At 53.6% G+C, this 25,829-nt stretch carries 21 protein-coding genes; 16 read left to right on the top strand and 5 right to left on the bottom strand.

The genetic code is table 11. The features are described 5' to 3' along the window. Positions 1-19: 19 nt before the first annotated feature. A complete protein-coding gene (gene deoB / locus JL661_RS16015; RefSeq protein WP_004237064.1) occupies positions 20-1,243 on the top strand; it encodes a phosphopentomutase in 1,224 nt (407 codons plus the stop codon). A 68-nt stretch (positions 1,244-1,311) separates the two neighbouring features. Beyond that, positions 1,312-2,031 (top strand): purine-nucleoside phosphorylase, encoded by a 720-nt coding sequence (deoD, locus tag JL661_RS16010; protein ID WP_004237065.1) that lies wholly within the window; start codon positions 1,312-1,314, stop codon positions 2,029-2,031. A 736-nt stretch (positions 2,032-2,767) separates the two neighbouring features. Here deoD and JL661_RS16005 read toward each other — a convergent pair. From JL661_RS16005 to JL661_RS15985, 5 genes are all read right to left on the bottom strand, one after another. Continuing rightward, positions 2,768-5,554, bottom strand: coding sequence for a M16 family metallopeptidase (locus tag JL661_RS16005; RefSeq protein ID WP_062773163.1), 2,787 nt, complete (start codon positions 5,552-5,554; stop codon positions 2,768-2,770). Then, on the bottom strand, positions 5,544-7,244 hold the full coding sequence (locus JL661_RS16000) for an ABC transporter ATP-binding protein/permease (protein ID WP_004237071.1): 1,701 nt from the start codon (positions 7,242-7,244) through the stop codon (positions 5,544-5,546). The genes JL661_RS16005 and JL661_RS16000 overlap by 11 nt, the downstream gene beginning before the upstream one ends. A gap of 42 nt (positions 7,245-7,286) precedes the next feature. Further along, positions 7,287-10,049: a secretin and TonB N-terminal domain-containing protein gene (locus tag JL661_RS15995; protein ID WP_062773234.1), complete on the bottom strand. Its 2,763-nt coding sequence runs from the start codon at positions 10,047-10,049 to the stop codon at positions 7,287-7,289. Between the two features lie 89 nt (positions 10,050-10,138). Next, the gene (locus JL661_RS15990; RefSeq protein ID WP_004237073.1) at positions 10,139-11,101 is read right to left on the bottom strand and encodes a FecR family protein; all 963 of its coding nucleotides are present in this window, start codon (positions 11,099-11,101) and stop codon (positions 10,139-10,141) included. Next, positions 11,098-11,640, bottom strand: a complete 543-nt coding sequence (locus JL661_RS15985; protein WP_036417906.1) for an RNA polymerase sigma factor — start codon at positions 11,638-11,640, stop codon at positions 11,098-11,100. Before JL661_RS15985 ends, JL661_RS15990 begins: the two co-directional genes overlap by 4 nt. 192 nt (positions 11,641-11,832) lie before the next feature. Here JL661_RS15985 and JL661_RS15980 point away from each other — a divergent pair, with 192 nt between their 5' ends. From JL661_RS15980 to JL661_RS15915, 14 genes are all read left to right on the top strand, one after another. Next, complete coding sequence (locus JL661_RS15980; RefSeq protein ID WP_015422436.1) at positions 11,833-12,609, top strand: energy transducer TonB; 777 nt, start codon at positions 11,833-11,835, stop codon at positions 12,607-12,609. Positions 12,610-13,278: 669 nt separating this feature from the next. Next, positions 13,279-14,874, top strand: coding sequence for an ABC transporter substrate-binding protein (locus tag JL661_RS15975; RefSeq protein ID WP_004237077.1), 1,596 nt, complete (start codon positions 13,279-13,281; stop codon positions 14,872-14,874). Then, complete coding sequence (locus tag JL661_RS15970; RefSeq protein ID WP_004237078.1) at positions 14,874-15,842, top strand: ABC transporter permease; 969 nt, start codon at positions 14,874-14,876, stop codon at positions 15,840-15,842. Before JL661_RS15975 ends, JL661_RS15970 begins: the two co-directional genes overlap by 1 nt. After that, a complete protein-coding gene (locus JL661_RS15965; protein ID WP_004237079.1) occupies positions 15,839-16,645 on the top strand; it encodes an ABC transporter permease in 807 nt (268 codons plus the stop codon). The genes JL661_RS15970 and JL661_RS15965 overlap by 4 nt, the downstream gene beginning before the upstream one ends. After that, positions 16,645-17,442: an ATP-binding cassette domain-containing protein gene (locus JL661_RS15960; protein ID WP_004242096.1), complete on the top strand. Its 798-nt coding sequence runs from the start codon at positions 16,645-16,647 to the stop codon at positions 17,440-17,442. The genes JL661_RS15965 and JL661_RS15960 overlap by 1 nt, the downstream gene beginning before the upstream one ends. Before the next feature lie 423 nt (positions 17,443-17,865). After that, positions 17,866-18,168: an urease subunit gamma gene (locus JL661_RS15955; protein ID WP_004242097.1), complete on the top strand. Its 303-nt coding sequence runs from the start codon at positions 17,866-17,868 to the stop codon at positions 18,166-18,168. A 29-nt stretch (positions 18,169-18,197) separates the two neighbouring features. After that, positions 18,198-18,620: an urease subunit beta gene (locus JL661_RS15950; protein WP_004237083.1), complete on the top strand. Its 423-nt coding sequence runs from the start codon at positions 18,198-18,200 to the stop codon at positions 18,618-18,620. Between the two features lie 67 nt (positions 18,621-18,687). Then, positions 18,688-20,406 carry an urease subunit alpha gene (locus JL661_RS15945; RefSeq protein WP_024475038.1) on the top strand — a complete coding sequence of 573 codons (1,719 nt, stop codon included), beginning with the start codon at positions 18,688-18,690 and terminating at the stop codon, positions 20,404-20,406. A gap of 56 nt (positions 20,407-20,462) precedes the next feature. Continuing rightward, positions 20,463-21,146 (top strand): urease accessory protein UreE, encoded by a 684-nt coding sequence (locus JL661_RS15940; protein WP_032099033.1) that lies wholly within the window; start codon positions 20,463-20,465, stop codon positions 21,144-21,146. A 24-nt stretch (positions 21,147-21,170) separates the two neighbouring features. Continuing rightward, positions 21,171-21,857 (top strand): urease accessory protein UreF, encoded by a 687-nt coding sequence (locus tag JL661_RS15935; protein WP_004237086.1) that lies wholly within the window; start codon positions 21,171-21,173, stop codon positions 21,855-21,857. A 33-nt stretch (positions 21,858-21,890) separates the two neighbouring features. After that, on the top strand, positions 21,891-22,529 hold the full coding sequence (ureG, locus tag JL661_RS15930; protein WP_036417900.1) for an urease accessory protein UreG: 639 nt from the start codon (positions 21,891-21,893) through the stop codon (positions 22,527-22,529). Further along, positions 22,526-23,491: an urease accessory protein UreD gene (locus JL661_RS15925; protein WP_015422437.1), complete on the top strand. Its 966-nt coding sequence runs from the start codon at positions 22,526-22,528 to the stop codon at positions 23,489-23,491. Before ureG ends, JL661_RS15925 begins: the two co-directional genes overlap by 4 nt. A gap of 93 nt (positions 23,492-23,584) precedes the next feature. Next, a complete protein-coding gene (yut, locus tag JL661_RS15920) occupies positions 23,585-24,577 on the top strand; it encodes an urea transporter (protein ID WP_004242103.1) in 993 nt (330 codons plus the stop codon). A gap of 12 nt (positions 24,578-24,589) precedes the next feature. Next, on the top strand, positions 24,590-25,756 hold the full coding sequence (locus tag JL661_RS15915; RefSeq protein ID WP_004242104.1) for an NAD-binding protein: 1,167 nt from the start codon (positions 24,590-24,592) through the stop codon (positions 25,754-25,756). The last annotated feature ends 73 nt before the right edge of the window (positions 25,757-25,829 follow it).

Genomic DNA, 25,829 nt, shown 5'->3' with positions numbered 1-25,829 from the left:
TCTGACACAGGAGAGAAGTATGAAACGTACATTTATTATGGTGCTGGATTCATTCGGTATCGGCGCAGCACATGATGCCGCTGATTTCGGCGACACCGGCGCTGACACGTTAGGTCATATCGCACAGGCCTGTGCCCGCGGTGAAGCAGATAAAGGCCGTAAAGGCCCGCTGCATCTGCCTAATCTGTCCCGTCTGGGGCTGGGTAAAGCAGCTGAGGAATCCACCGGACACTTCCCGGAAGGTCTGGATAAGAATGCGGAAATTATCGGCGCATACGGCTATGCCGGGGAATTATCTTCCGGTAAAGATACCCCGTCCGGCCACTGGGAAATTGCCGGGGTGCCGGTTCTGTTTGACTGGGGCTATTTCAGCGATCATGAAAACAGCTTCCCGCAGGAATTACTGGATATCCTCGTTAAACGCGCCAATCTGCCGGGATACCTCGGCAACTGCCACTCATCCGGTACTGTGATTCTGGATCAGCTCGGCGAAGAGCATATGAAAACCGGCAAACCGATTTTCTATACCTCTGCGGATTCCGTTTTCCAGATTGCCTGTCACGAAGAAACGTATGGCCTGGAAAAACTGTATGAGCTGTGCGAAATTGCCCGCGAAGAACTGACCAAAGGCGGTTACAACATCGGGCGTGTGATTGCGCGTCCGTTTACCGGTGAAAAAGCCGGTTCATTTGAACGTACCGGTAACCGTCACGACTACGCGGTCGAGCCGCCGTCAGCGACCATGCTGCAGAAGCTGGTGGAAGAGAAGCAGGGCGAAGTGGTATCTATCGGTAAAATCGCGGATATTTATGCCCATGTCGGTATCACCAAAAAAGTGAAAGCGACCGGTATTGATGCGCTGTTTGATGCATCACTGGAAGAGATAAAACTGGCGGGTGATAACACCATCGTGTTTACCAACTTCGTTGATTTCGATTCCTCGTACGGTCACCGCCGTGATGTGGCAGGTTATGCTGCTGCGCTGGAGCTGTTTGACCGCCGTCTGCCGGAAATGCTGAAGCTGGTGAAAGAGGACGATATTCTGATCCTGACCGCAGACCACGGTTGTGACCCGACCTGGCCGGGTACCGATCACACCCGCGAACATATCCCTGTGCTGGTGTACGGGCCGAAAGTCAAACCGGGCTCTCTGGGTTACCGTGAAACCTTCGCGGACATCGGGCAGACTGTTGCATCCTATTTTAATTTATCCCCGATGGATTACGGCAAAAACATGCTGTAATGTGTCTTTTTTTTCGGGCAGGCTTTCAGTCTGCCCTTTCCCTTTGGATTGACTGAAAGGATTTTTTTATGGCTACCCCTCACATTAATGCCGAACGCGGTGATTTTGCTGATGTTGTTCTGATGCCCGGCGACCCGCTGCGCGCGAAATACATTGCAGAAAATTTTCTGGAAGATATTAAACAAGTCAACAATGTGCGTGGCATGCTGGGTTTTACCGGAACCTATAAAGGCCGCCGTATCTCCGTGATGGGCCACGGTATGGGGATCCCGTCCTGCTCTATTTATGCCAAAGAGCTGATCACTGAATTTGACGTGAAAACCATTATCCGCGTCGGTTCCTGCGGGGCTATCAGCCGTGATGTCAAACTGCGTGATGTGGTTATCGGCATGGGCGCGAGCACGGATTCCAAAGTGAACCGTCTGCGTTTCAAGGATAACGATTTCGCGGCTATCGCGGACTTCGGGCTGGTACGTAATGCGGTTGAAGCGGCAGAAACCGCCGGGATCCCAGCGCGTGTCGGTAATATCTTCTCTACGGATTTATTCTATACACCGGATCCGCAAATGTTTGACGTGATGGAAAAATACGGCATTCTGGGCGTGGAAATGGAAGCTGCCGGTATTTATGGTGTGGCTGCTGAATTCGGTGCAAAAGCACTGACTATCTGCACCGTTTCTGACCATATCCGTACCGGTGAAAATTTACCGGCAGAAGAGCGCCAGACTACTTTTAATGAAATGATCACTATCGCGCTGGAATCTGTTTTACTGGGCGATAAGAAGTAATTTATTTCAGTCATTATAAAAACCGCTGCCGGTATTATTTCCCTGCAGCGGTTTTTTTATTTTTTACTGTTATCAGGTCTGGTATGAATTTCTGAAACACCATTTCCTATCGTAATTTTAAAACTAAAGTCACAGGTTTTATTGAGAATTTTAGCGTAGGTTATGGATAAAATTAATGTTAATAATAAAGTAAAATAAGGTGCCTGATTAACCGTTACCTGCAACAGAGAGAAACGGGGGGATTTTCTCCCCTCAGCATCATTTATCGTTACAGGACAATGTTGCGTCAACCAGCATATCTCCGCCTTTCAATGAAAAATCGGATACCCGATGATTATTGAGTAACGAATTTACAACATCAGAAATTGTAAGAGCAGTTATTAATACCACTGCAACTATAGCTAATGTTGTTATTGATCTTCCGGTCATTTCTCTTGACTCCTTTAATTTAAGGAGGCAAAATCCCTATTGTTTGGTAGAGATTCGGCCCCGGTTTATGTTGAAAAACGTAATCGGGGCTTTCTTCTATCCGGAACAGGGAAAACATAGCCTGATCCGGACAGAATCAGGCACCCGCAGAAAATATAACAACTGTGTTTCTCTTTATCTCTGCCTCATTCGGGGGATAATACGGAGATATATCACAAAATATATTCTCATTATTCGTTAATACAATGATTGTTATTTCTGTCAGTTAACGGAAATAATAAAGCCGCTGTTAAGCGGCTTTATATTATTATGGCGGTGTGAGCATAAATAATTTTTCATTCTCACCGCTGTAGCGGGATAATGCCCGGTTTATATCCTCTGCGGTTATCTGATTAACTAACGCCTCTTCTGCGGTTATCCGCGTAAACTCATTATCGTCCCCGGCAATCTGAGCCAGTGATTCTGTCCAGAAAGCCGCACTCTGGTAAACCTGCTGTTTTTCCAGTAACCAGTTGGCTCTGGCTTCTTTCAGGGCATTGTCACTCACACCGTCTGTTTTCAGGGTTTTCAGCACATTCCGGCTCAGTGCTGTCATCTCTGCGGCGCGCTGAGGATCGGTGGTGAAATTCAGCCGGGCGCTGTAGTACGGTGACGGCAGTTTTGCCAGCATAGAGGAGAAACTCAGGGCGTAAATACCGCCCGCCTGTTCCCGCAATGCGCTGCGCAACTGTTTGCTGATGATGCTGTCGGCCAGTTGCAGTGTCAGGCTTTCTTTCAGTGACCACTGTGCCGGGGCGGCATACTGAATACTCACCATGGTTTTATCAGAGCTGGCTATCGGGTAAGTCCGGCTGAAGGATTGCATTTTGGGTGCGATAGCCGGATCCCGCCACTGCAGGCGCTGCCCGGAAGCGGGAAGGGTGGCGATCCATTTCTCAACAGCCTGTTTTATCTGTTTTTTATCTGCCGCACCGCTGATCACCAGTGTCATGTCCTGTACCGGGCTGAGCAGGAGACGGTGGTTCTGCTGTAACTGCGCGGCAGTAAACTGACGCCAGCCGCCGTTTTCATTTATCACCAGACGTTCGCCGTGAGTATGACTTTCACGGTTAATGGCATCCAGGAAGCGGCGCTCCACCGGAGTGCTGTTCAGGCTTTCCAGTGTCAGCTGCTGATTGCGGAGTAATTTTTCGCCGCTGAACTGCGGCTGTGTGATCTTCAGATGCAGCAGTTTCAGCAGGGTATCCAGTTCTTCCGGCGGGGCTTCACCCCGGAATCCGTGATTCAGCAGCTCACTGTACGGCCGCAGGCTGAGACTGTGCTGTTTGCTGAATAAGGTCAGCTCACGGGCACTCAGCTCACCGTAACCGCTGCTTTCCGGCAGTTTCAGTGCCCAGTCGGTCAGTCCTTCCTGTCCGGCCGGCTCCAGTGAGCGGCCGCCCGGAATGCGCAGATTGATCTGAATATTATCTTTCAGGCTTTTATCCTGATGCACAATGACCCGCAGACCGTTGGATAACTGCCACGATTCCGTGGACGGTAACGGCAGTGCCTGCTCCTGAACAATGCTGCCGGCCGCCGCCGGGGTGACATTCAGCGCGACCTGCCGCACGGTCAGGGAAAACGGCCCGGGGGCGGACTGCCGGATCTGCTGCCAGCGGTCAGTGAACGCTTTCTCATCAAAACGGGCCTGTTCGCTGTCCGGCCCGAGCAGCGCCAGCCGTGGTGATGCCTGATTCAGGAATCCGCTCACATGGGTTTTCAGCGTATCCGGTGTGACCGGTTTGAGCAGTTCCCATGCTGTGGTGAGCTGCTGACGTTTGTCCTGAACCGGCATTCTGTATTCCAGTGCGGTGGTGATGGTATCGGCGAGATAATCATTACCGTAGCGGGATTCACCGGCGGCCTGCTGACTGAGTTTCGCCAGCAGGCTCTGCCGGGCATCGTCCAGCTCTGCCTGTGTGACGGGTTGTGTCGCCAGGCGCTGAATTTCTGTCCACAATAAGGTGATACTGCCGAGGTAATCCCCGCCCTGCGGATGCACTATCATCAGTTGCTGAAGACGGCGGCTGTCCAGCATGGCGCCCTGCGGGTTGATACTGGCAGCCGGTAGCTGTCCGTTATCCACCAGCGCGGTCAGGCGCTGGTTGAGGATAGTCACCCAGAGATTATCCAGCAGGTCATCATACTGCCCGTCACGGGTATTGAGCGGCGCGCGGATATCCCGCTGCAGCGCGAACTGCATAATGCGCTGTCCCTGCTCTTTATCGAAGACGGGTTTTACCAGCAGTCCTGGGTGCGGGGCAAAGCGCTGACGGGCCGGATCATCCTGTGCGGCATCTTCTTTGGCGGGCTGATTAAAATACGCCTCCGCCAGATTGCTGACGTCGTGGCGGTTAAACTGTCCGATAACCACCAGACTCATCCGCTGCGGCTGATACCAGGTCTGATAATAGTCTTTTGCTGTGCTGACCGGTGCATGGCGGATCACATCCAATAACCCGATTGGGTCACGCTCCGCATAGAGACTGCCCGCATAGCGCAGTTGCTCAAGGGCATTATTGATGCGGAAGCCGATGCCCTGACGCAGCCGCCACTCCTCAATAATCACGGAACGTTCTTTATCAAACGCAACAGGGTCAAAGGTCATGCCCTGTGCCCAGTCGGCGAGTACCTGCAAACCGGTCTGAATCTGTTCCGGGGTGGCCTGCGGCAGCGACAGTTTATAGACAGTGGAATTGAGGCTGGTGGCGGCATTCACATGGCTGCCGAGATTCAGCCCCTGTTTTTCCAGCTGTTTAAAACTCTGTGTGTCCGGGAAATGCGTGGTGCCTTTAAAGGCCATATGTTCGGTGAAATGCGCGAGACCGCGCTGCTCTTCTGTTTCCTGTAATGAACCGCTTTCCACCAGCAGCCGCAGCTCTGCGCCGGGCTGCGGGCGTGACAGAAGATACACATTCATGCCGTTTGCCAGGCGGATGTGCTGTAAATCACTGCGCTGCGGCAGCGGACGGTTATCTGTGCCGGTTGTGCTGACAGCGGTACAGCCGGTGAGGATCAGCACCACACCGGCAAAGGTCAGTTTATAATGCATATCGGACTCCTGATGTGCAGGTGGCGGCAGGGGCGGACAGGGCGATCACGCGATCTGCCTCCTGCTGAAGAAAACGCTGGTGGCTGACCAGCAGAAGCGTGCTGTCCGGCAGACGCTGACGGAGCAGACGGATCATGCGGACCGCATTGTCATCATCCAGTGCGGAGGTAATTTCATCGAGCAGCATCAGCTTTGGCTGACTGAGCAGCAGACGGGCGATCAGCAACCGCTGCTGTTCACCGCCGGACAGGCGCTGACGCCAGTCGGCATCGGTATCCAGTTGTGGTGTCAGTGCAGCAAGCCCGGTGGCGTCCAGCACTTCGCGGTAAGCCTCCGGCGTGAACTGTGCGGCGGTATGCGGATAGGCGAGCAGGGATTTCAGTGTCCCGGACGGCAGATAAAGTGACTGCGGCACCCACATTACATCCTGTTCACGGCTGATATTGCCCCGGTAATAAGGCCAGTGACCGCTGAGTGTGCGCAGCAGAGTGGATTTACCCAGTCCGGAGCGGCCGCTGATAATGGCAAATTCTCCGGCGTGCAGAGAGAGTGAGACATTCTCCAGCAGAGGACGATTATCCGGCAGCAGAATATCGGCGCAAACATCCAGGCGCACTGCCGACTGACGGGTTTCGGTGACATCAGACACCGCGTCATTTTCCAGCAGACGGACGAAATGGTACAGACGGGTTACCGTCGCCTGCCAGGCGGCTATCTCTTTATAGGCAAAAATAAACCAGCCGAGTGACGTCGCAACACTGCTGAAGGCCTGACGCAGCTGCATTAATCCGCCCAGCATCAGTTCCCCGGCGAGGAATTTCGGCAGAGCAAACAGGATCGGTGCCAGTGCGGTCACCTGCTGATAACCCACGGTATAAAAGGATAAATTCCGCTCGCAGCGGATCAGCTGATTCCAGTTGGCCGCCACCCGGGCAAAGCGGGCCAGCAATTGCTGTTTATCCTGTAACTCCCCCCGCTGTCCGGCAATGGCATCGCCGTGCTGTCTGCGGGTGATCAGTGCCGCACGGTAATCCGCCTCACGCTGCTGTTTTTCCATATTCAGTTTGCGCAGCGGCCCGCCGATAAGCTGTGTCAGCGCGATACCCACTAAGGTGTAGGCGATACAGGCCCAGAACATATAGCCGTCGATGCGCCAGTCAGTACCGGCGACAGAGAGCAGAATACTGCCGGAAAGCTGCCAGAGGATGGCGGCAAAGGAAATCAGGGTCAGCAGTGAATGCAGGAAGGTGATCAGCAGACTGAGGGTAGATTCCACCAGCAGGCGGACATCCTCGGCAATCCGCTGATCCGGGTTATCCGGCTCGCGGGCGGTCAGGCGCAGCAGGTAATGGCGGCTCTGCGGCGACAGCCAGCGGCTGAGGATCTGTTCTGTCATCCCCTCCCGCCAGCGGATAGCCAGTTTCTGCCGGAAATACGTGCCGAGCACCACCACCAGAATCAGCCCGCTGACCAGCACGACGAAAAATTTGATCAGCTGATACAGCGCCGCGCCGTCCAGCTTTTGCAGTGCATTATAAAAATCCCCGTTCCACTGGTTCATGCGGATATTGAACCAGACAGAGGAGAGTGTCAGCCCGAGAGACAACAACAGTAAGAACCAGCAAAACAGGGCGGCACGCCGCCCCCAGAACGGCTTCACCAGCCAGAAAAATTGTTTTATTGTTTTCATTGATTATTCATAACGTTAAGAGACATTGCTCACATGCTCAGATTAAAAATCGTAATTCAGCTGTAACCAGAACTGACGGCCCGGATCATAGGCAATCACCTTGTTACCGGCGTAGATAAAGGTATCCGCGACATTTTTGTTATTCAGAACGTTATTCACTTCCAGCGAGACAGACGCGCCGTAAGCAAACTCCGGTTTCCAGTTCACGCGGGTATCCCAGGTGAATTTGGATGCGAAATGCTCTTTCTGATAGACACGTAACTCGCCGTACTGCGGATCACGGACCACTTCGTTGTCATGACGGACAGCCTGATTACGCGCGCCCCACCATTGCAGGCGGTTGTACCAGGAAATGTTGTAGTTATCCCAGTCACTGGTCAGCTCAACGTTCAGCTTCAGCGGCGAGTTAAAGTTACTGGCAGGCAGATCACTGACATCGATCACTTTGCCGCCGTACATCACTTTGTCGGAGTTAATGGCAGTGCCCGGTTCAAAGAAGGCATAGCCCTGGTCAGACGGGAAGTTGGTTTTGGTATCCTGCCAGACGATTGAGGAGGTAAAGACATGGGTTGCCTGTCCCCATTCCCACGGCTGACTGTTGCTGACAGCCAGGGTAACGGAGTCATGTTTGCTGCGTCCGGCATTATCAAAGGTACGGATTTTTCCTTTATCGGAGTATTTATCTGACTCGGTCAGGTTGTTGTATTTGGTGCGGCTGCGGACTTCATCGTAACCTTCACGGTGGACATAGGTCAGACGCCAGGTGGTGCTGAGGATTTCCTGTTGCAGGCCGAGGGAAATCTCATCGTTATACGGGGTTTTCAGTGAATCCAGGCCTTCATAATCATTGGTTTTATCCCAGGTCGGATCCATGCCCATAAAGCCGCACATATAGCATTTTTCCAGCCCGGCATTCTGCGCGCCGTACAGGGCATAAGTCAGCATGGAGCGGCCGTAATAACGGTTGGCACCGGCGATCAGCAATGTTTCTTTATTACCGAACAGGTCGTAAGTGGCGGCCAGGCGCGGCGCGATATTGGTTTGCCGGACAAAATCATCCCGGTCAACACGGACACCCGGACGCAGTGTCAGGCGGCCGATTTCAATATTGTCATCGGCAAACAGGGAGTAGTTGTTATAACTGACAGAGGCGGTTCCCGGCAGGAAGCGGTGCTTGTTGACTACCGGATCCTCAAACCCCCATTCCGCATAGCTGACATAGTCCTCGCTGGTGTGATAGTGCGACTTATCGCGGATATAGCGGCCTTTGGTATGGGTGGATTCCATCCCGAGTGTCGGGCGGTGTGTGATCCCGAAGCCTTCTGACGGCAGGAAACGGGCGACGGCTTTGGTGGTGACATTGTCCTGCTCGGTCCGTAGATCACCCAGTCCGCCCATTTTGGTGTTAACAATCGTTTTTCCGTCCGGTGACCGGTTCTTCATTTCATAGAAATTCTGCTCGTCATTCACGCGGTTATCTTTCAGTTTCTGATAACCCAGGGTGAATTCCAGATCAGCCAGGCTGGTCTGGTGTTTCAGAACACCGGTCACACCTAACCCTTTGTGGTTATTGTCATAACCGGAGTTGGCAATATTGGAGGCGAATAAACGCGCCTTGTAGTCAGAATAATTCAGGGAAATATCCGCCGTGGTGACCGGCGAGAGATCCATTGCATACTTCACAAACAGGTTGTCTGAGGTACGTTTCTGGTTGCGTTTGCGCTTATCAAACTCATAACCGATCAGTTCTTCACCTTCCATCACTGCCATCAGTACCGAGGTATTGGCCGGGATGGTGGAGGTACGGCGGGAGGCGGATACCGTCAGGCCGCTGTTTTCTGTTACACCGACTTCAAACCAGCCGCCGAAATCGTGTTTGTTATATTCATTCTGGAAACGGGCTGGGTGACTGATATCATTTTTTGATGAATCAATCGGCTGTGAGGAATCCTCAAACAGATGATTCCAGGAGGAGCGGGTGGTGCGGTAATACATATGGCCGCTGTTTTCGCCGTTCCAGCGGCGGCTGGTGACATCCACACTGCCGCCGGTAAAGCCGCCGAATTCCACCGGGATGTTGTTATCGTAAACCGTCACGCTGTCGATCAGACGGCTGTCTATATACATGCCCTGGTCGCCGCTGTCCAGACGGGTGGAGGTTTCACCCAGGGTATCTTTTGCCGGGTCGAAATCGTTGTTAAAACTGATGCCGTCGAGTTTATAGGCGTTCTGGAAACTGGATGCGCCGTGAATGGAAATCCGTGATGGTTTGATTTCGCCCTGGTTGAGGGACGAGCTGTCATTACCGGCGAACTGTACCGCCGGGTTGGTGCGCAGCAGTTCCGTGACGTTGCCGTCGCCGGTATTGCGCTGGCGGATCTCCTCCGCAGTAATGTATTGCGGGGCAGACATGACATCCGTGGCCGGATGGTAAGCCAGTTCGCCCTGAACCCGGGTTTCCGGGATTAAAATGGTTTCCGCTTCGGTTGTCAGCGGGCGGATAACATAGCTGCTGCCCTGCTGCACCAGCGTCAGGCCGGAGCCTGCCAGCAGTGTCTGGATGGCGGTCTGTGCGGAATAGCTGCCGTGCAGAGCCGGTGCCCGCAGTGCGCCGAGTTGTCCGGCATCATACAGTAACTGGATTTGTCCCTTCTGTGCGATGGTGTTCAGTGAACGGCTCAGTGCCTGTTCGGGCAGATCAAGCGTGAGATCTGCGGCTCCGGCCGGTGCCGCTGTCAGCCCGAGTGCCAGCACAATGGCAGAACCGGCCGCCCTGATGCTGAATGGTGATGGTTTTATTGTCATTTTTATCATTTCCGGAAGTGTCATAGTTATCCCCTGTATCAGAAGACGCGGAAATGAGAATTATCCTCACCTGATAATTATTCTTTTTTTCATTTATTTTTATTTTTCTTCACAATCAACAGGCTGCCGTCATGCAGTTCGGTGACTTCAACCGGTAACAGCAGCGGCAGTGCCGTGAAAAAGGCATCGGTTTCGGAAAGGGTGACCCGGCCGGAGACGGTCAGATCCGCCGCATTCGCGGCAAGTGAGACGGGGTGGTTGCTGTAAGGTGCGAGGCGGTCAACAACATCACGCAGCGGGGTATCGGTGAGGGTGATCTGTCCGTTGCGCCACTCCCCGGCCTGTTCCGGCGGGATATGGCTGAGCAGCAGTGCAGCGCCCTGCGCGGGGCTGACAGCTTTATCCCCGGCACGCAGATACACCGGTTTTTCATCCGGCGCATCCCGCAGGGCGACAATCCCGTTTGCCACAGAGACTGCCACTTCCGTTCCCCGGCGGCTGACATCAAATTCCGTGCCGACAACCGTTATCTCTCTGCCGTCCGCGCGGATAACAAACGGCCGCCACGGGTTGGATTTCACCTGAAAAAAGGCGGTACCGCGCACCAGGGAAATACGGCGGTGTGTCTGTTCATAGGTAATATCCGCTTCGCTGTCACGGCTGAGAAAAATGCGGCTGCCGTCCGGCAGGATCATGGATTTGCTTTCCGCGGCGGTGGCGAGCGTCAGGTTATCCATCAGCAGGGCGGGTAACTGGCTGTAGGGCAGAAACAGCATCACCAGGATAAACAGTCCGGCGAGGGTATGGCGCAGCGGGCGCAGAAGCGGAAAAGCCCGGGCGGGTGCCTGCTCTGTGATTTCCGGGCGCGGCAGGGCCGACATCTCCCGCCACAGCAGCGCCATATCATCAAACGCCTGCCGGTTTTCCGGGGAAGCCGCCAGCCATGCCTGTAATTCCCGCTGCTGCTGTGCCGTCATGCTCTGGCTGTGCCAGCGCGTAAACCACAGTGCGGCGGCGTCTTCCCGTTCGTCCTGCTCCCGCCGGTCTGTCATTCCCCGTCCTTCTGCTCTGCGGCATTCATGGCGCGTTTACATTGCAGCAGGGCACGGGCAATATGCTTTTCCACCATACTGACAGAAATATCCATCCGTTCGGCAATGTCACTTTGCGAAAGTCCGTCAAACCGGTAAAGCACAAAGGCTTCCCGCTGACGGGGCGGCAGTTCATTCAGCACCTGATACAGCCTGTCCAGCCGCTGCCGGTGTTCGAGCTGTACCTGAGGATCGGCATGTGCCTGTGCCACTTTCTCTGTCAGTGAATCATCCCATTCACTGACTCGGTCTCGGCCCTTCCGCTGGCTGTGACGCCAGTGGTCGGTCAGCACATTGTTGGCGATCTTAAACAGGAACGCGCGGGTTTCCTGCACAGATGTCTCGTTGCCGCCTTTGAGCCAGCGGGCAAACACATCCTGCGACAAATCCCGTGCATCCTGACTGTTGCCCAGCCGCTTATGGAAGAAGCGGACAAGCTGATGGTAGGTTGAGTGATAAGCTCCGGCGATAAGCCTGCTTACCGATTTTTCAGTCGTCATTTTTCTGGTGTGTATCGAAGTCATCGTAATTGAAGGAGTCATTACGCATTGCTTAGAAAAATCCAAAAAATCTCATTGTTGTTATTTGAATTATTATTTAATAATAAAAAGCAATATCATTTGCGTTATCATTATGCCTGTAATTTTACAAATTGAAATACGTGAATAACGATTAAAAAAGTGAGTTGAGTGATGTTGAATGTGGCTGCGGCCTGTTATCAGAACAGGCGATATTCAGTCGGCGGCACAGCTGCCAGTGTGGGTGCTCACGCGCTGCTGCTGGCACTGTTTCTGGGCTGGCTGGGTTTTTCAGCGGATGAGCCGAAAGGCATGCTGCCCCCGGCGTTTGTACTGATGCCGGGAGTTTATCAGCTGGAAAGTGCACCGCCGGAAAAGGCGGAAGGTGTCAGACAGGTGATGTCACAACCGGCACCACAGCCGGTGGCTGAGCCGGAGCGGGAGTCTGCTGTCGATAAACTGGCGGTTTCTGACCAGGGCACCTGGACACGGAAAGCGGAAAAACCAAAGAAAAAAGCGGACAAAAAACCGGTAACAGAGATCAAAATGCCGGAAACGGATAATCCGTCTCCGGTACTGGCAGAAAGCACTTCCGCGCCGCGTCAGGGCGACAGTTCCGCGAGCCGTGCGGATTTTACCAGCCATGCACCGCAGCCGGTCAGCGGCAGTACCGGCTGGGAAAGCTCGGTACATTCGCATCTGGCGAAATATAAACGCTATCCGCGCGCACTGCTGCGCTATAAATCCACCGGCGTTTCTCATGTGAAAGTGACTCTGAACATGCAGGGAAATGTTGTCTCTGCGGAGCTGGTTAATTCATCCGGCACAAAACTGCTCGATAAAGAAGCGCTTGCCACCGTACAACGGGCATCACCTTTCCCGCTGCCGCCACAGGAACGCGGCAGAAACGGTCATATTGAGATAGTCACTCCCATCGGTTTTTACCTGTAACCAGCAGACAATTCCCGAAGTTACGTTTTTATTACCAGGAATTGTCTGTATTTTCCGCATTTTTGTTTCCCTTGTTATCTTTTCTCTGCTTAATATTTCGGTTTTTCTGTGGTTTTCTTAATTTATCTGAATGAGTTTCAGTTACTCATATTGCAACAGGCGCAGTAAAGCGGGTTCAGACCTGGATAAAATCCTGTGATGACGTGTTATGATTATATTTTCCGAAAGAAAATAATTAATATTATTAATATATAATACTAAAGAGAATTCAACCGTTATAATCAAAAAGAGTGTGTTAAGCTGTTAAGAAATGTGTAACTGTCATGCTGATAACATCACCTGCGAGCCCGTGTGTAAACATCATAATGCTTTGGCAAATAATCATTTTTAGTCTGTTTACGGGTAGGTTGTTACAAAATATTTCATTCTGAAATTATCAGAGAAATATGTAATGATGTTATTATTCAGCAGCAGGATTGAATAAAAGAATTTAATATATGAGAAATCCGATTTTTACCACGATTCATTAATATGCATCATTTTCGGACGTGATTTTAGTGGTATAAACTCTGTTTTCTTTGGTAGATTAATTTTTTATAGGTGATTTTGCGTAACGCCGGATTAACTCAAAATTAAACATTGTAAATTTTAGTTAGGTAAGGACAAGTAATGACTAAAAAGTCAGTTTTTGCAAGAACACTCGTCTCTCTGCTGTTAGGTACAGCAATCAGTGCTTCAGCGCTGGCTGCGGCAGAAAATACCGGTCATACATTGCGGCTGGCCATCGGCGCAGAACCGACAGAAGGGTTTGACCCGATGCTCGGCTGGAGCCACGGCAGTTATCTGTTACTGCACAGCCCGCTGCTCAAACAAAAGGCCGATCTTTCCTGGCACAGCTACCTGCTGGACAGCTACGACCACAATGCCGACGGCAAAGAGTGGACACTGAAGCTGAAAAAAGACCTGAAATTCTCTGACGGCTCCCCGCTGACCGCCAAAGATGTGGCGTTCACCTATAACAATGCGGCCGCCGGCGGCGGTAAAATCGATATGGGTAACTTTGCCAAAGCAGAGGAAATTGATCCGCTGACAGTGAAAATCACCCTGTCCGAACCTCAGAGTACGTTTATCAACGTGCTCGGCTCTCTCGGCATTGTATCCGCCGATAAATATGATGCCAGACAGTATGCCCAAAAACCGGTGGGTGCCGGGCCGTACCGCCTGGTAGCTTTCCAGCCGGGCCAGCAGCTGATTGTTGAGGCTAACCCGTACTACGCCGGGCCGAAAAATGACTTTAACAAGCTGGTGTTTGTCTTCCTGGATGAGGATGCCGCCTTTGCTGCCGCACAGAGCCGCCAGCTTGAGGTTGTCCGCATTCCGCCGGTGATTGCCGCAACTGCCGGTGATGTCAAAGGGATGAAACTGGTGGAACGCGCCAGCGTGGAAAACCGCGGTATTGTTTTCCCTATCCCGAAAGCCGGTGAAAAAGATGCACAGGGTTACCCGATCGGTAACGATATCACCTCTGATGTTGCCATCCGTAAAGCCATCAACTATGCGATTGACCGCAAACTGCTGTCTGAGCAGGTGATGGAAGGGTACGCCGTACCGGCCTTTACCGGTGTTCACGGCCTGCCGTGGAACAACCCGGAAGCCGCCTTTAAAGATGGTGATGCGGAAAAAGCAAAACAGATTCTGGAAGAAGCCGGCTGGAAACTCAATAAAGACGGGCTGCGTGAGAAAGACGGCAAAGTCGCCAAACTGACGCTGTGGTACACCAGCGGGGATACCACCCGCCGTGACCTGGCACAGGCTATCCGCGCCTTCCTGAAACCAATCGGCATTGAACTGGATTTACAGTCCGGCAGCTGGGAAACCGTCGAACGCCATATGCACGCCAACCCGACGCTGTTCGGCTGGGGCAGCCTGGATCCGATGGAGTTAGTCCATCACTACAGCAGCAAAGCGGCGGGTGTGGAATTCTACAACCCGGGCTATTACAAAAATCCGCAGGTGGATGCCATTCTTGAGAAAGCCATGAGTGCGCCGGATCAGGAAGCCGCCATTCCTGTCTGGCAGCAGGTGGACTGGAACGGCAAAACCGGTACCGGGATTAAAGGGGATGCCGCCTGGGCGTGGCTGCTGAATGTACAGCATACCTATGTGGTGAGTGATTGTGTTGATTTGGGCAAGGGGGCACCGGAGATCCACGGGTCATGGTCACTGCTCAACAGTGTGGATGACTGGGCCTGGACCTGTAAATAATGCGCAGTGCCCTGCTCCTTTTCGTGCGGTTTGTTTGTCTGCTGACGGTCACGGCGGCGGGGGTATTTATCCTCCTGAGCTATTCGCCAATTGACCCGATCAGAGCCTATATCGGAAATGATCTGCTGCATGTGCCGCCGGAGCAGTATCCGGCGATTGCCGCCCGCTGGGGACTGGATCAGCCGCTGTGGCAGCGGTTCTGGATCTGGTTCTCACAGATGCTGCGGGGCGATCTCGGTTACTCTATGCTGTATAACGCGCCGGTGTCAGAGGTGATTTCGGCGCGGCTCGGGCCGTCACTGGCACTCCTTATCAGCGCCTGGCTGCTTTCGGGCATTGCCGGGCTGCTGCTGGGGCTGGTGGCCGGGCGTTATCTGAACCGCTGGCCGGACAAAATTATTTCGGCACTGTCGTATCTGCTGGCTTCGATACCGACGTTCTGGATAGGGTTGCTGCTGCTGTCGCTGTTTGCGGTCACCCTGAACTGGGCACCAATCTGCTGTGCCTGGCCGATGGGCGAGGATGCGGATACAGCAACCTTCGGGCAGAAAATTCATCACCTGATTCTGCCGGTGCTGGCGCTGGGCTTACTCGGTGTCGGTAACATTGCCCTGCACACACGGGCAAAAGTGGCGGAAGTGATGGGGACCGAATTTATCCGTTATGCGAAAGCGCAGGGGGATAAAGGCTGGCCGATGATTAAATTTCATGTGCTGCGTCACGCCATTACCCCGGCACTCTGTTTACAGTTTGCCTCTGTGGGGGAACTGCTGAGCGGTTCACTGCTGGCGGAGAAAGTGTTCGCCTATCCCGGACTGGGACAGGCGACGATAGACGCGGGGCTGCGGGGGGATATCCCGCTGCTGATGGGTATTGTGATGTTTTGCGCGATCCTGATTTTTATCGGTAACAGCACGGCGGATATTTTACTGCGCCGCGTGAATCAGGGAGTGATCCGCGAATCATGACGTATAACCCGAACCGTGCGCTGTTAAAACTGACGGGCACATTACTGATGCTGATCCTGCTGGGCGTCTATGCCATATGGATCACACACACTGATATTGATATGGATTTCCTGGCGCGGCGGCAGGCACCGTCTGTCACGCACTGGTTCGGCACTGACAGCCTGGGGCGTGATCTGTGGGATCGCACTTTTCAGGGCATGGCAACCAGTCTGCAGATCGGACTGATTTCCGCCCTGACCAGCGGGCTGGTGGCGCTGACAATGGCCGGGTTATCAACGGTTAACAAAGGAACAGATTATCTGGTGCGCGGGGTGATTGATGCACTGCTGGCGCTGCCGCATCTGCTGCTGCTGATTTTAATCTGTTTCACCCTGGGCGGCGGAAAATCCGGCGTGATCTGGGCGATAGCCCTGACACACTGGCCGAAACTGACGCTGATCCTGCGCTCGGAAATTCTGCGGGTGCGGGAAACGGATTATGTGATGCTGGCACAACGCATGGGAAATTCGCGATTGTATTGCTGGCGTCATCATTATCTGCCAATGTTATTACCGCAGTGGATTGTCGGCACACTGCTGATGTTCCCGCATTCGGTACTGCACAGTGCGGCGCTCAGTTTTCTGGGCTTCGGGCTTGCGCCGCATGAGGCATCACTGGGGATCCTGCTGTCAGATGCACTGCGCTATCTCAGTACCGGTGCCTGGTGGCTGGCATTTTTCCCGGGACTGGTGCTGGTCGGACTGGTGTTACTGTTTGATCAGTTTGCGAAAGCCTTACAACAGCTCTGGCTGAGGATCGCATAATGCTGAAATTTGACCGGCTTGCCATTGATGTCGCACAGTTCAGCTGGCTGCGGAAAAAACGCTGGCAGCCGCTGCTGACAGATATCTCCCTGGCAGTTCAGCCCGGTGAGCTGGTGGCGCTGGTCGGCAGCAGCGGGGAAGGCAAAAGTCTGCTTCTGCAGAGTGCGCTGGGACTGCTGCCGGATAATATGCGCTGCCGGGGTGCTATCTCGCTGGCGGGGGAAACCCTGACGGAAGAGAGTAAACAACTGCACCGCGGCAACACCCTGTGTTACGTACCGCAGGGGGTGAGTGCGCTGAATCCGCTGGTGCGGGTCGGCCCGCAGCTGGAACGCGCGGCCACACTCAGCGGTATGCATGTGAAGATGCACGACGTGGCGCGCCAGCTGCAACGTTATAACCTCCGGCCTGAGCTGACGGATGCGTTTCCGAACCGGCTCTCCGGCGGGATGGCAAAACGGGTGCTGACCTGCGGCGCAACGCTGACCGGGGCGCAGTATATTCTGGCGGATGAAATTACGTCCTGGCTGGATGACGAACATGCGGGGCAGATACTCGCGCATCTGAAAGTGCTGTGTGCGGACGGGCGCGGTGTGTTGTGGGTCACGCATGATCTGGCGATGGCCGCCCGCTTTGCTGACCGGATTGCCGTGCTGCGTCACGGGGTTTTACAGGAAACACTGACATCGCAGGCATTACTGAACGGGGAAGGTAGCCCGTGGCTGCAGTCACTGTGGGACGCACTGCCGGAACACCGTTTTCTGGCGGGGCGGAAATATACCGGGATGAGGCGGTAATAAGAATGACGGATGAATACAGGTGATAATCCGCTTTAATTCGTCCGTATATGAGTATTTTTTATTTATTTGCTGAAAATCAGCAGGGTTATTTATTTTATATTTAAACACAGTAGCGGATATTAATTCATTTATATGCGGTAACGGAAACTCCGCATAGTCTGAAAGGGATCTGAACCTCGTTTTCTTATCAGGAGAACAGCGGTGCATGATTTATTTTTTTTATGGCTGATTAACAGCTTACATTTTTCACGCTTTAGTATTTCCGGGTGTGCGCCTGCGCATGTCCGGCGGTCAGTGGCGGATTGTGTCTGCATTCAGCGGATGCGTCACTGAAATAAAAACTGAAATCACGGTATCCCGGAATACTGATATCCGGATTGCTGTCTGATGACTCTGTTTTCATTCAATTGTGGAGGCGTTATGCAATTAACCCCGAGAGAAGTTGAAAAGCTGATGGTATATACCCTGGCGGATGTCGCGCAGCGACGTCGCGACAGAGGGGTAAAACTGAATTACCCGGAAGCGGTCGCGATTATTACCGTGACAGCACTGGAAGGCGCCCGTGACGGCAAAACAGTGGAAGATGTGATGAAAGAAGCTGCCACCGTACTGACCAAAGCCGACGTGATGGAAGGGGTGGATGATTTAATCCCGAATGTGCAGGTTGAGGCGATTTTCACAGACGGCAGCCGTCTGGTGACGGTTCATAACCCAATCAAATAAACGTACAGCAAAAAGGTGAGGTTCTGATTATGAGCAATACAAAACAACCCACGCCGTTAGGCGGAGTCATTTTTGCGGATACCCCGATTGAATTTAATACCGGTAAGCCGGAAACCAAAATTAAAGTCCGTAACACCGGGGATCGCCCGATTCAGGTCGGTTCGCATTTTCATTTCTTTGAAGTGAACCATGCCCTGGAATTTGATCGCGAAGCGGCTTACGGCAAACGCCTGAATATTTCATCCACCACCGCAATCCGTTTTGAGCCGGGTGATGAAACTGAAGTTTCTCTTATTCCTTACGGCGGCAAACAGACAGTTTACGGGTTTAACAACCTGGTGGACGGCTGGGCCGGTAATAATGTGGCCACCAGCGAACGTCCGGCAAAAGCGATTGCACTGAACGAGGCAATTGCCCGCGGTTTCAGCCATAAAGCAGAAGCGAAGAAGTAATTCTCCGTCCTGACACGATTTTCCGGCAGTGATGCACAGGCATCCTGAACGAAATAAGGAACACGTTATGCCACAGATTTCCAGACAAGAATATTGCGGCCTGTTCGGGCCGACCACCGGAGACAAAATCCGTCTTGGTGATACCGATCTCTATATCGAAATTGAAAAAGACTTACGCGGTTACGGCGAAGAATCTGTTTACGGCGGCGGGAAATCCCTCCGTGACGGGATGGGCGCGAACAACACGCTGACCAGCGACAACGGCGTGCTCGACCTGGTTATCACCAACGTCACTATCCTGGATGCCAAATTAGGCGTCATCAAAGCGGACGTGGGTGTGAAGGACGGTAAAATTGTCGGTATCGGCAAGAGCGGTAACCCGAACCTGCAGGACGGTATCACCCCGGGAATGGTCGCCGGTGTGGCCACCGATGCTATCTCCGGTGAGCATCTGATCCTGACAGCGGCGGGTATCGATACCCACATTCACCTGATCTCACCACAGCAGGCTTATGCGGCGCTGTCCAACGGTGTCACCACCTTCTTCGGCGGCGGTATCGGGCCGACAGACGGCACCAACGGGACAACGGTTACCGCCGGTCCGTGGAACATCCGCGCGATGCTGCGTTCACTGGAAGGTTTACCGGTTAACGTCGGTATGCTCGGGAAAGGTAACTCTTTTGCCCGCGATCCGCTGGTTGAACAGATCATTGCCGGTGTTGCCGGTCTGAAAGTCCACGAAGACTGGGGTGCAACCTCCAACGCCATCCGTCATGCCCTGCGTGTGGCAGATGATTATGATATCCAGGTTGCGGTACATACTGACAGTCTGAACGAAGGCGGGTATGTGGAAGATACCATCGAAGCCTTTGAAGGCCGTACTATCCATACTTACCACACCGAAGGTGCGGGCGGTGGTCATGCGCCGGACATCATCAAAGTGGTCAGCCAGCCGAACGTGCTGCCGAGCTCCACTAACCCGACACTGCCGTACGGCATCAACAGCCAGGCAGAACTGTTCGACATGATCATGGTATGTCACAACCTGAACCCGAATGTCCCGGCTGACGTTTCCTTCGCGGAAAGCCGCGTGCGTCCGGAAACCATCGCAGCGGAAAACGTACTGCATGATATGGGTGCTATCTCCATGTTCTCCAGTGACTCCCAGGCGATGGGCCGTGTCGGTGAGAACTGGCTGCGTGTGATCCAGACCGCTAACGCGATGAAAGCGGCACGCGGCAAGCTGCCGGAAGATGCGGCGGGTAACGATAACTTCCGTGTTCTGCGTTACGTGGCAAAAATCACCATCAACCCGGCGATTGCCCAGGGTATCAGCCATGTGCTCGGCTCAGTCGAAGTCGGCAAAATGGCGGACCTGGTCCTGTGGGATCCGCGTTTCTTCGGCGCGAAACCAAAACTGGTTATCAAAGGCGGCATGATCAACTGGGCAGCGATGGGTGACCCTAACGCCTCCCTGCCGACTCCGCAGCCGGTCTTCTATCGTCCGATGTTTGGTGCGATGGGTAAAACCCTGCAGGATACCTGTGTGACTTTCGTTTCCCAGGCAGCACTGGAAGATGGCGTGAAAGAGAAAGCGGGTCTGGAGCGCGAAGTTGTCGCGGTTCAGGGCATGCGCACCACTACCAAACGCGACCTGGTCCGTAACGGCGAAACCCCGGATATCGAAGTGGATCCGGAAACCTTCGCGGTGAAAGTTAACGGGGAACATGCGACCTGCCAGCCAATCTCGGTGGCGGCGATGAACCAGCGTTATTTCTTCGGCTGATTGACTTCCCCGGCGGGTGTTGTTCTGCCCGCCGGGCATAACAAAAAGGTAATTCCATGATCCTCATTGAGCACATTCTCGGCAACGTCAGAAAAGATCAGGCGTGGGCTGATAAAGCGAACGAAATGACGGTGGATATGCTGATCCTCGATCAGCGTGAAGCCCAGAAAAGCCGCTGCCGTAAACACACCCAAAACGGGCTGGATATCGGGATCGCGCTGGATCGCAACGTGCTGTTGTCTGACGGAGATGTGATCCACACCGACGACGCCACCAATACGATGGTTGTTGTCCAGATCGATCTGCGTGATGTCATGGTTGTTGATCTTAAACGTCTTCAGGGCAGCACGCCGGAAGAGCAGATCCGCATCAGTTTTGAACTGGGCCATGCGCTCGGTAACCAGCACTGGAAAGCCGTTATCAAAGAAAACAAGGTGTATGTCCCGCTGACCGTCAGTGAAAAAGTGATGGAATCGGTGATGCGCACCCACGGCTTCGGCAATGATACGTTTGCCTTCGTCAAAGGCGAAACCATTCTGCCGATCCTGACCAACTCAGAATCCCGTCTGCTGTTCGGCGGCGCGGAAGAGACAGATACTCACGTGCATGTGGCACATAACCACGGGCACTCACATTCACACGGCCACGATCACGGGCACAGCCATGATCATGACCACAGTCACGACCACGGCCACAGTCATGATCATCACCACGATCACGACCATGACCACAAACACTGACAGACCGGAACGGGAGAACGTGTGATGAAAGCGGCTGATCTTATCCGGATCATGCAGTTTGGTGATTCGGCACTTCCCGTCGGCGCCTTTACTTTCTCAAACGGTGTGGAATCGGCGATTCAGACGGGTGTGGTACATGATGCCGAAACCCTGAAAGGCTTTGTCCGCACCGCGCTGAAACAGGCGGCGAGCGGTGACGGTATTGCTGTTGTCGCGGCACACCGCGCAGTGCTTGCCGGTGATAACGACGCCATTCTGCGGGTCGACCGGGCGGTGAATAACCGCAAACTGAATGAAGAAGCCCGCCTGATGGCAACGCGGATGGGGAAAAAACTGGCGGAAATTTCTGTCCATATTTTTGACGATCCGCTCGTGGCATGGTGGCTGGCACAGATTAAAAGCGGGGACACCCCGGGCACCCAGCCTGTCACTCAGGCTATTGTGATGGCGGTACAGGGTATCGGCGAACGCGAAGTGGTGGTTATGCATCAGTACGGGATCGCAATGACGATCCTCAGCGCCGCCATGCGCCTGATGCGGATCACGCACTTTGAAACACAGCACATTTTATTTGAGCTGAACAACGACATTGAAACCTTCTGCGATATTGCAGCCTGCGGCGACATTGAACAGATGTCTTCCTATGTGCCGGTGATCGACGTCCTTGCGGCAGTTCATACCAAATCTTTTGTCCGCCTGTTTATGAACTGACAGGCGGCTGACTTATTTTCCGGGAGTATATTGATGAAAAAAATGACACGGATCGGCATCGGCGGCCCTGTTGGTTCAGGTAAAACGGCGATTATTGAAGTGATCACCCCGATCCTGATCGAACGCGGGATCAAGCCGTTAATCATCACCAATGACATCGTGACCACCGAAGATGCGAAGCAGGTCAAACGCACCCTGAAAGGGATCCTCGACGAAGAGAAAATCCTCGGCGTTGAAACCGGTGCCTGCCCGCACACTGCCGTACGCGAAGACCCGAGTATGAACATTGCAGCCGTGGAAGATATGGAAGAGCGTTTCCCGGACAGCGACGTCATCATGATTGAAAGCGGCGGCGATAACCTGACGCTGACCTTCAGCCCGGCACTCGCTGACTTCTACATCTATGTTATCGATGTGGCGGAAGGGGAAAAAATCCCGCGTAAAAACGGCCCGGGCCTGGTGCAGGCGGATATCCTGGTCATCAACAAAATCGACCTCGCACCGTATGTTGGTGCCAGCCTGGAAGTGATGGAAAGTGACACCAAAGTGGTGCGCGGCAACCGTCCGTATGTCATGACCAACTGCAAAACCGGCGAAGGCGTGGTGGAGCTGGTGGATATGATCATGGATAAATTCCTGTTCACCCATCAGATCCCGGGAGCGAAAGCATGACACAACTGAGGGCTGAGATTGCGGGGACGCCTACGCGCCTCCGGGCTCATCTCTTAGGGGAAAAGGCGCCGGAAATGGCGCCTTACCAGGATGAGCCAAAGCAGATGCAAAGTGGTGCCATCGGGAAAAGCGGCTATCTGAAACTGCGGTTTGCCAAACGGGAATACCGCAGTGAAATGGTGGAAATGGAGCGCCGCGTACCTTCCCTGGTGCAGCGCGCGCTGTACTGGGATGAAATGATGCCGCAGATGCCGTGTGTCACTATGATTTCCACCTCCGGCTGCCTGTTACAGGGCGACCGCCAGGCGCTGGATCTGATTGTGGAAGAGGGGGCGTGCGCCCACGTCACCACACAGTCCGCCACCAAAATCCACATGATGGAGGCGAACTACGCCACGCAGTACCAGAATGTGGTGGTGGAAGCCGGCGGTTATCTGGAGTTTATGCCGGATCCGATTATCCCGCACCGTAATGCCCGTTTTTTAACGGACACTCAGATCACGGTTGATCCGACAGCAACCGTGATCTACTCCGAGATCCTGATGTCGGGGCGGAAATATCACCATCCGGACGAACAGTTCGGGTTTGATATTTTTTCCTCAAAGATCCGGGCGCAGGACAATGAGGGAAAAGAATTATTTGTTGAAAAATACATTCTGGAACCGAAAAAAGAAGCACTGAATGTGGTCGGCGTGATGGGGGGTTTTGATGTTTTCGGTAACGTGATTTTACTGACACCGAAAGAGCATCATGCCCGTATCCTGGAGCGTCTGGAAGCCCGTTATGACACGGATGAAGAGGTTGCATTCGGGGCGACGCAGTTGCCGAACGAGTGCGGTCTGGTCTTCAAAGTGCTGGGAATCGACAGCCCGAAAACCAAAGAGGCTGTCCGTTATTTCTGGCAAATCGCCCGGGAAGAGATCCTCGGCATCACATTGCAGAAACCGTTCCTGTGGCGCTGATGCGCTGCAGGATGACACCGGTGGTTACTCAGGGGACTGGTTATTATCAGCATAATCAGTCCCTTTGTCCGGTTTACCTTCAGGGGAAAGACGATGGCAACTTCAACAGTCAGTCAGAACGGCTGGAATAAACTGGCCGGATCCAATCCTGTCATACATTTTATTGATATCACGCTGCGTGGTTGTGCGCAGGTGATGTTTCAGAACAACCCGCTGACCGGGCTGTTCTTTTTCGCCGCTATTTTTACCGGTGCATACAGTGAAGGTATTCCGGCGGTCGGCTGGGGCTGTCTGCTCGGTACCGTGGTGTCCACGCTGACGGCGTATGTCAGCAAAATGGATGTCACCTCACTGCGTGCCGGGCTGTACGGCTATAACGGCTGTCTGGTCGGTGTGGCGTTGCCGACCTTCCTGGATAACACACCGTTTATGTGGGCGGCCATTGTGCTCGGCAGTATCGTGGCGGTGATCGCCACCATCTCACTGACCGATTTCCTGAAAAACTGGAAAGTTGCTGCGCTGACCGCGCCTTTCGTGCTGGTGACCTGGACTATCCTGCTGGCCAGTTACAGTTTCTTCGGTATCAAAGGCGTCAGTCTGCCGGGGCCGGCACTGCCGGATCAGTATGTGGCACCGATCGCCGGGATCCCGTATTCCGATCTGATCCCGGATATTTTTCGTGGTGTGTCAGAGGTCTTTCTGCTGAGCAGCATTACCGTGGGGATCCTGTTTGTGATCGGTCTGGCAGTCAGTTCTGTGTGGGCGGCGGTCTTTGCGGTCTTTGGCTCACTGCTGGCTTTTGGTGTGGCATCTTTCCTGAAAGCAGACTTCGGTAGTGTGCATACCGGGCTGTATTCATTCAGCGCCGTGTTAACTGCGATCGCGCTGGGTTCCACATTTAATAAACCGAGTTTCAAAGTGCTGGTGTATACCGTTGTGGGTGTGATTTTTACGGTGTTTGTCCAGGGCGCGCTGGATGTGGTGGTCTCGCCGTTCGGCATTCCGACACTGACCATGCCGTTTGTTCTGGCCTCCTGGCTGTTCCTGGTGCCGAATCAGGACATCATGCCGGAACACCGTCAGTAAAAGGGGAGAAATATGCAGAGTAATCTACTGAAGACAGGGTTACATAAATTACTGAGTCTGCGGGTGATCCTGTCGGTGCTGCTGTTTATTGACGGGGTGATGATCCTGTCGCCGGTTCTGTTTTCCTATACCGGAGATATTGCCTGGCAGGACGGCGGTTTCACCGCGTGGTTACAGTCGCTCGGGTTTATAAAACTGCTGGATATTCCCCGCTTTATGCTGGGGTTACTGCTGGCACTGCTGGCGCTGCTGATGCTGACCGGCGCACGCATCGCCTGGCTGTTCTCCCTGTTTATCCTGCTCACGATGGTACTGATGGATCTGGGGCTGGCCCGGGAATACTCACTGCAGGGGTTATTCTCGCTGGCGCTGCTGATTGCGTCCGGCTGCCTGTGGCGGCAGTTCCCGCATCACAGCCTGACCAGTGCCGGCGTGGTGGCGGTCAGCAGTATTATCCTGCTGGTGGTCTATTCCGTCTTCGGCACCCTGTATCTCGGCAATGAGTTCCAGCCGCATGTCACGGATATCTCAGCGGCCTTCTACTTTGCCCTGGTCTGTATGACCACGGTCGGTTTCGGGGACATCATCCCGATCAGCGTGGAAGCGCGGATGTTTACCCTGACGGTGGTGGTGTTCGGTATCACGATTTTCACCACATCCATTGTGTACATTGTGGGTGTCGTCCTGCGCGGCACACGCGAGATTGTCAAAAAGAGGTTGTTACACATGAAAGAGCATTATGTTGTTATCGGCGCGAATCCGCTGGCGGTCAATATCTATAAAGGACTGAAAAAACGCGGTTTGCAGGTGGTGGTGATCTGTTCTGATGAGGACAAAAAGCACTTCCCTGACGGCACCGTGACCGTGGCCGGTGACAGTGCGGATGCCGTGACCCTGAATGAAGCTAATGTCAAAGATGCCCGCTGTGTGATGGCTATCAGTGATAATGATGCGGATAACACCTTTGCGCTGCTGGCGGTGAAACAGCTGGCCGGTGAAGGCGTGAAAACCGTGACTGTGGTGAATCAGGAAGAGAACCGCGACAAAATGCGCCTGCTGCATGCGGATATGACCTTCTCCCTGTCACAGCTCGGCAGTGAAGTGCTGATGAAAATGCTGTGCGGTGAAAGCATCAATAACAGCGTTATGGCTGACATCTTATTAGCCAAAGCGCCATAAGCAGGGCCGGTTGTGAAGCATAAAGAAAAAAAAAATAAATCTGAGCCACGGGATCTCCCGGGCTCAGTCATTT

This window comes from Morganella morganii (genome assembly GCF_019243775.1).
GTDB classification, from domain to species: Bacteria; Pseudomonadota; Gammaproteobacteria; order Enterobacterales; family Enterobacteriaceae; genus Morganella; species Morganella morganii.
Note: the sequence above shows the minus strand (reverse complement) of the source record. Positions and strands in the feature narration are given on the sequence as shown.

What these genes read in the sequence shown, in the direction of transcription:
- JL661_RS15965 (WP_004237079.1), top strand. Translation starts at nt 15,839, where the DNA reads ATGACGTATAACCCGAACCGTGCGCTGTTAAAACTGACGGGCACATTA.
- JL661_RS15980 (WP_015422436.1), top strand. Translation starts at nt 11,833, where the DNA reads ATGTTGAATGTGGCTGCGGCCTGTTATCAGAACAGGCGATATTCAGTC.
- yut (WP_004242103.1), top strand. Translation starts at nt 23,585, where the DNA reads ATGGCAACTTCAACAGTCAGTCAGAACGGCTGGAATAAACTGGCCGGA.
- JL661_RS15935 (WP_004237086.1), top strand. Translation starts at nt 21,171, where the DNA reads ATGAAAGCGGCTGATCTTATCCGGATCATGCAGTTTGGTGATTCGGCA.
- JL661_RS15955 (WP_004242097.1), top strand. Translation starts at nt 17,866, where the DNA reads ATGCAATTAACCCCGAGAGAAGTTGAAAAGCTGATGGTATATACCCTG.
- JL661_RS15970 (WP_004237078.1), top strand. Translation starts at nt 14,874, where the DNA reads ATGCGCAGTGCCCTGCTCCTTTTCGTGCGGTTTGTTTGTCTGCTGACG.
- JL661_RS15915 (WP_004242104.1), top strand. Translation starts at nt 24,590, where the DNA reads ATGCAGAGTAATCTACTGAAGACAGGGTTACATAAATTACTGAGTCTG.
- JL661_RS15990 (WP_004237073.1), bottom strand. Translation starts at nt 11,101, where the DNA reads ATGACAGACCGGCGGGAGCAGGACGAACGGGAAGACGCCGCCGCACTG.
- JL661_RS15950 (WP_004237083.1), top strand. Translation starts at nt 18,198, where the DNA reads ATGAGCAATACAAAACAACCCACGCCGTTAGGCGGAGTCATTTTTGCG.
- JL661_RS15995 (WP_062773234.1), bottom strand. Translation starts at nt 10,049, where the DNA reads ATGACAATAAAACCATCACCATTCAGCATCAGGGCGGCCGGTTCTGCC.
- deoD (WP_004237065.1), top strand. Translation starts at nt 1,312, where the DNA reads ATGGCTACCCCTCACATTAATGCCGAACGCGGTGATTTTGCTGATGTT.
- JL661_RS15925 (WP_015422437.1), top strand. Translation starts at nt 22,526, where the DNA reads ATGACACAACTGAGGGCTGAGATTGCGGGGACGCCTACGCGCCTCCGG.
- JL661_RS16000 (WP_004237071.1), bottom strand. Translation starts at nt 7,244, where the DNA reads ATGAAAACAATAAAACAATTTTTCTGGCTGGTGAAGCCGTTCTGGGGG.
- ureG (WP_036417900.1), top strand. Translation starts at nt 21,891, where the DNA reads ATGAAAAAAATGACACGGATCGGCATCGGCGGCCCTGTTGGTTCAGGT.
- JL661_RS16005 (WP_062773163.1), bottom strand. Translation starts at nt 5,554, where the DNA reads ATGCATTATAAACTGACCTTTGCCGGTGTGGTGCTGATCCTCACCGGC.
- JL661_RS15975 (WP_004237077.1), top strand. Translation starts at nt 13,279, where the DNA reads ATGACTAAAAAGTCAGTTTTTGCAAGAACACTCGTCTCTCTGCTGTTA.
- JL661_RS15945 (WP_024475038.1), top strand. Translation starts at nt 18,688, where the DNA reads ATGCCACAGATTTCCAGACAAGAATATTGCGGCCTGTTCGGGCCGACC.
- JL661_RS15960 (WP_004242096.1), top strand. Translation starts at nt 16,645, where the DNA reads ATGCTGAAATTTGACCGGCTTGCCATTGATGTCGCACAGTTCAGCTGG.
- JL661_RS15940 (WP_032099033.1), top strand. Translation starts at nt 20,463, where the DNA reads ATGATCCTCATTGAGCACATTCTCGGCAACGTCAGAAAAGATCAGGCG.
- JL661_RS15985 (WP_036417906.1), bottom strand. Translation starts at nt 11,640, where the DNA reads ATGACGACTGAAAAATCGGTAAGCAGGCTTATCGCCGGAGCTTATCAC.
- deoB (WP_004237064.1), top strand. Translation starts at nt 20, where the DNA reads ATGAAACGTACATTTATTATGGTGCTGGATTCATTCGGTATCGGCGCA.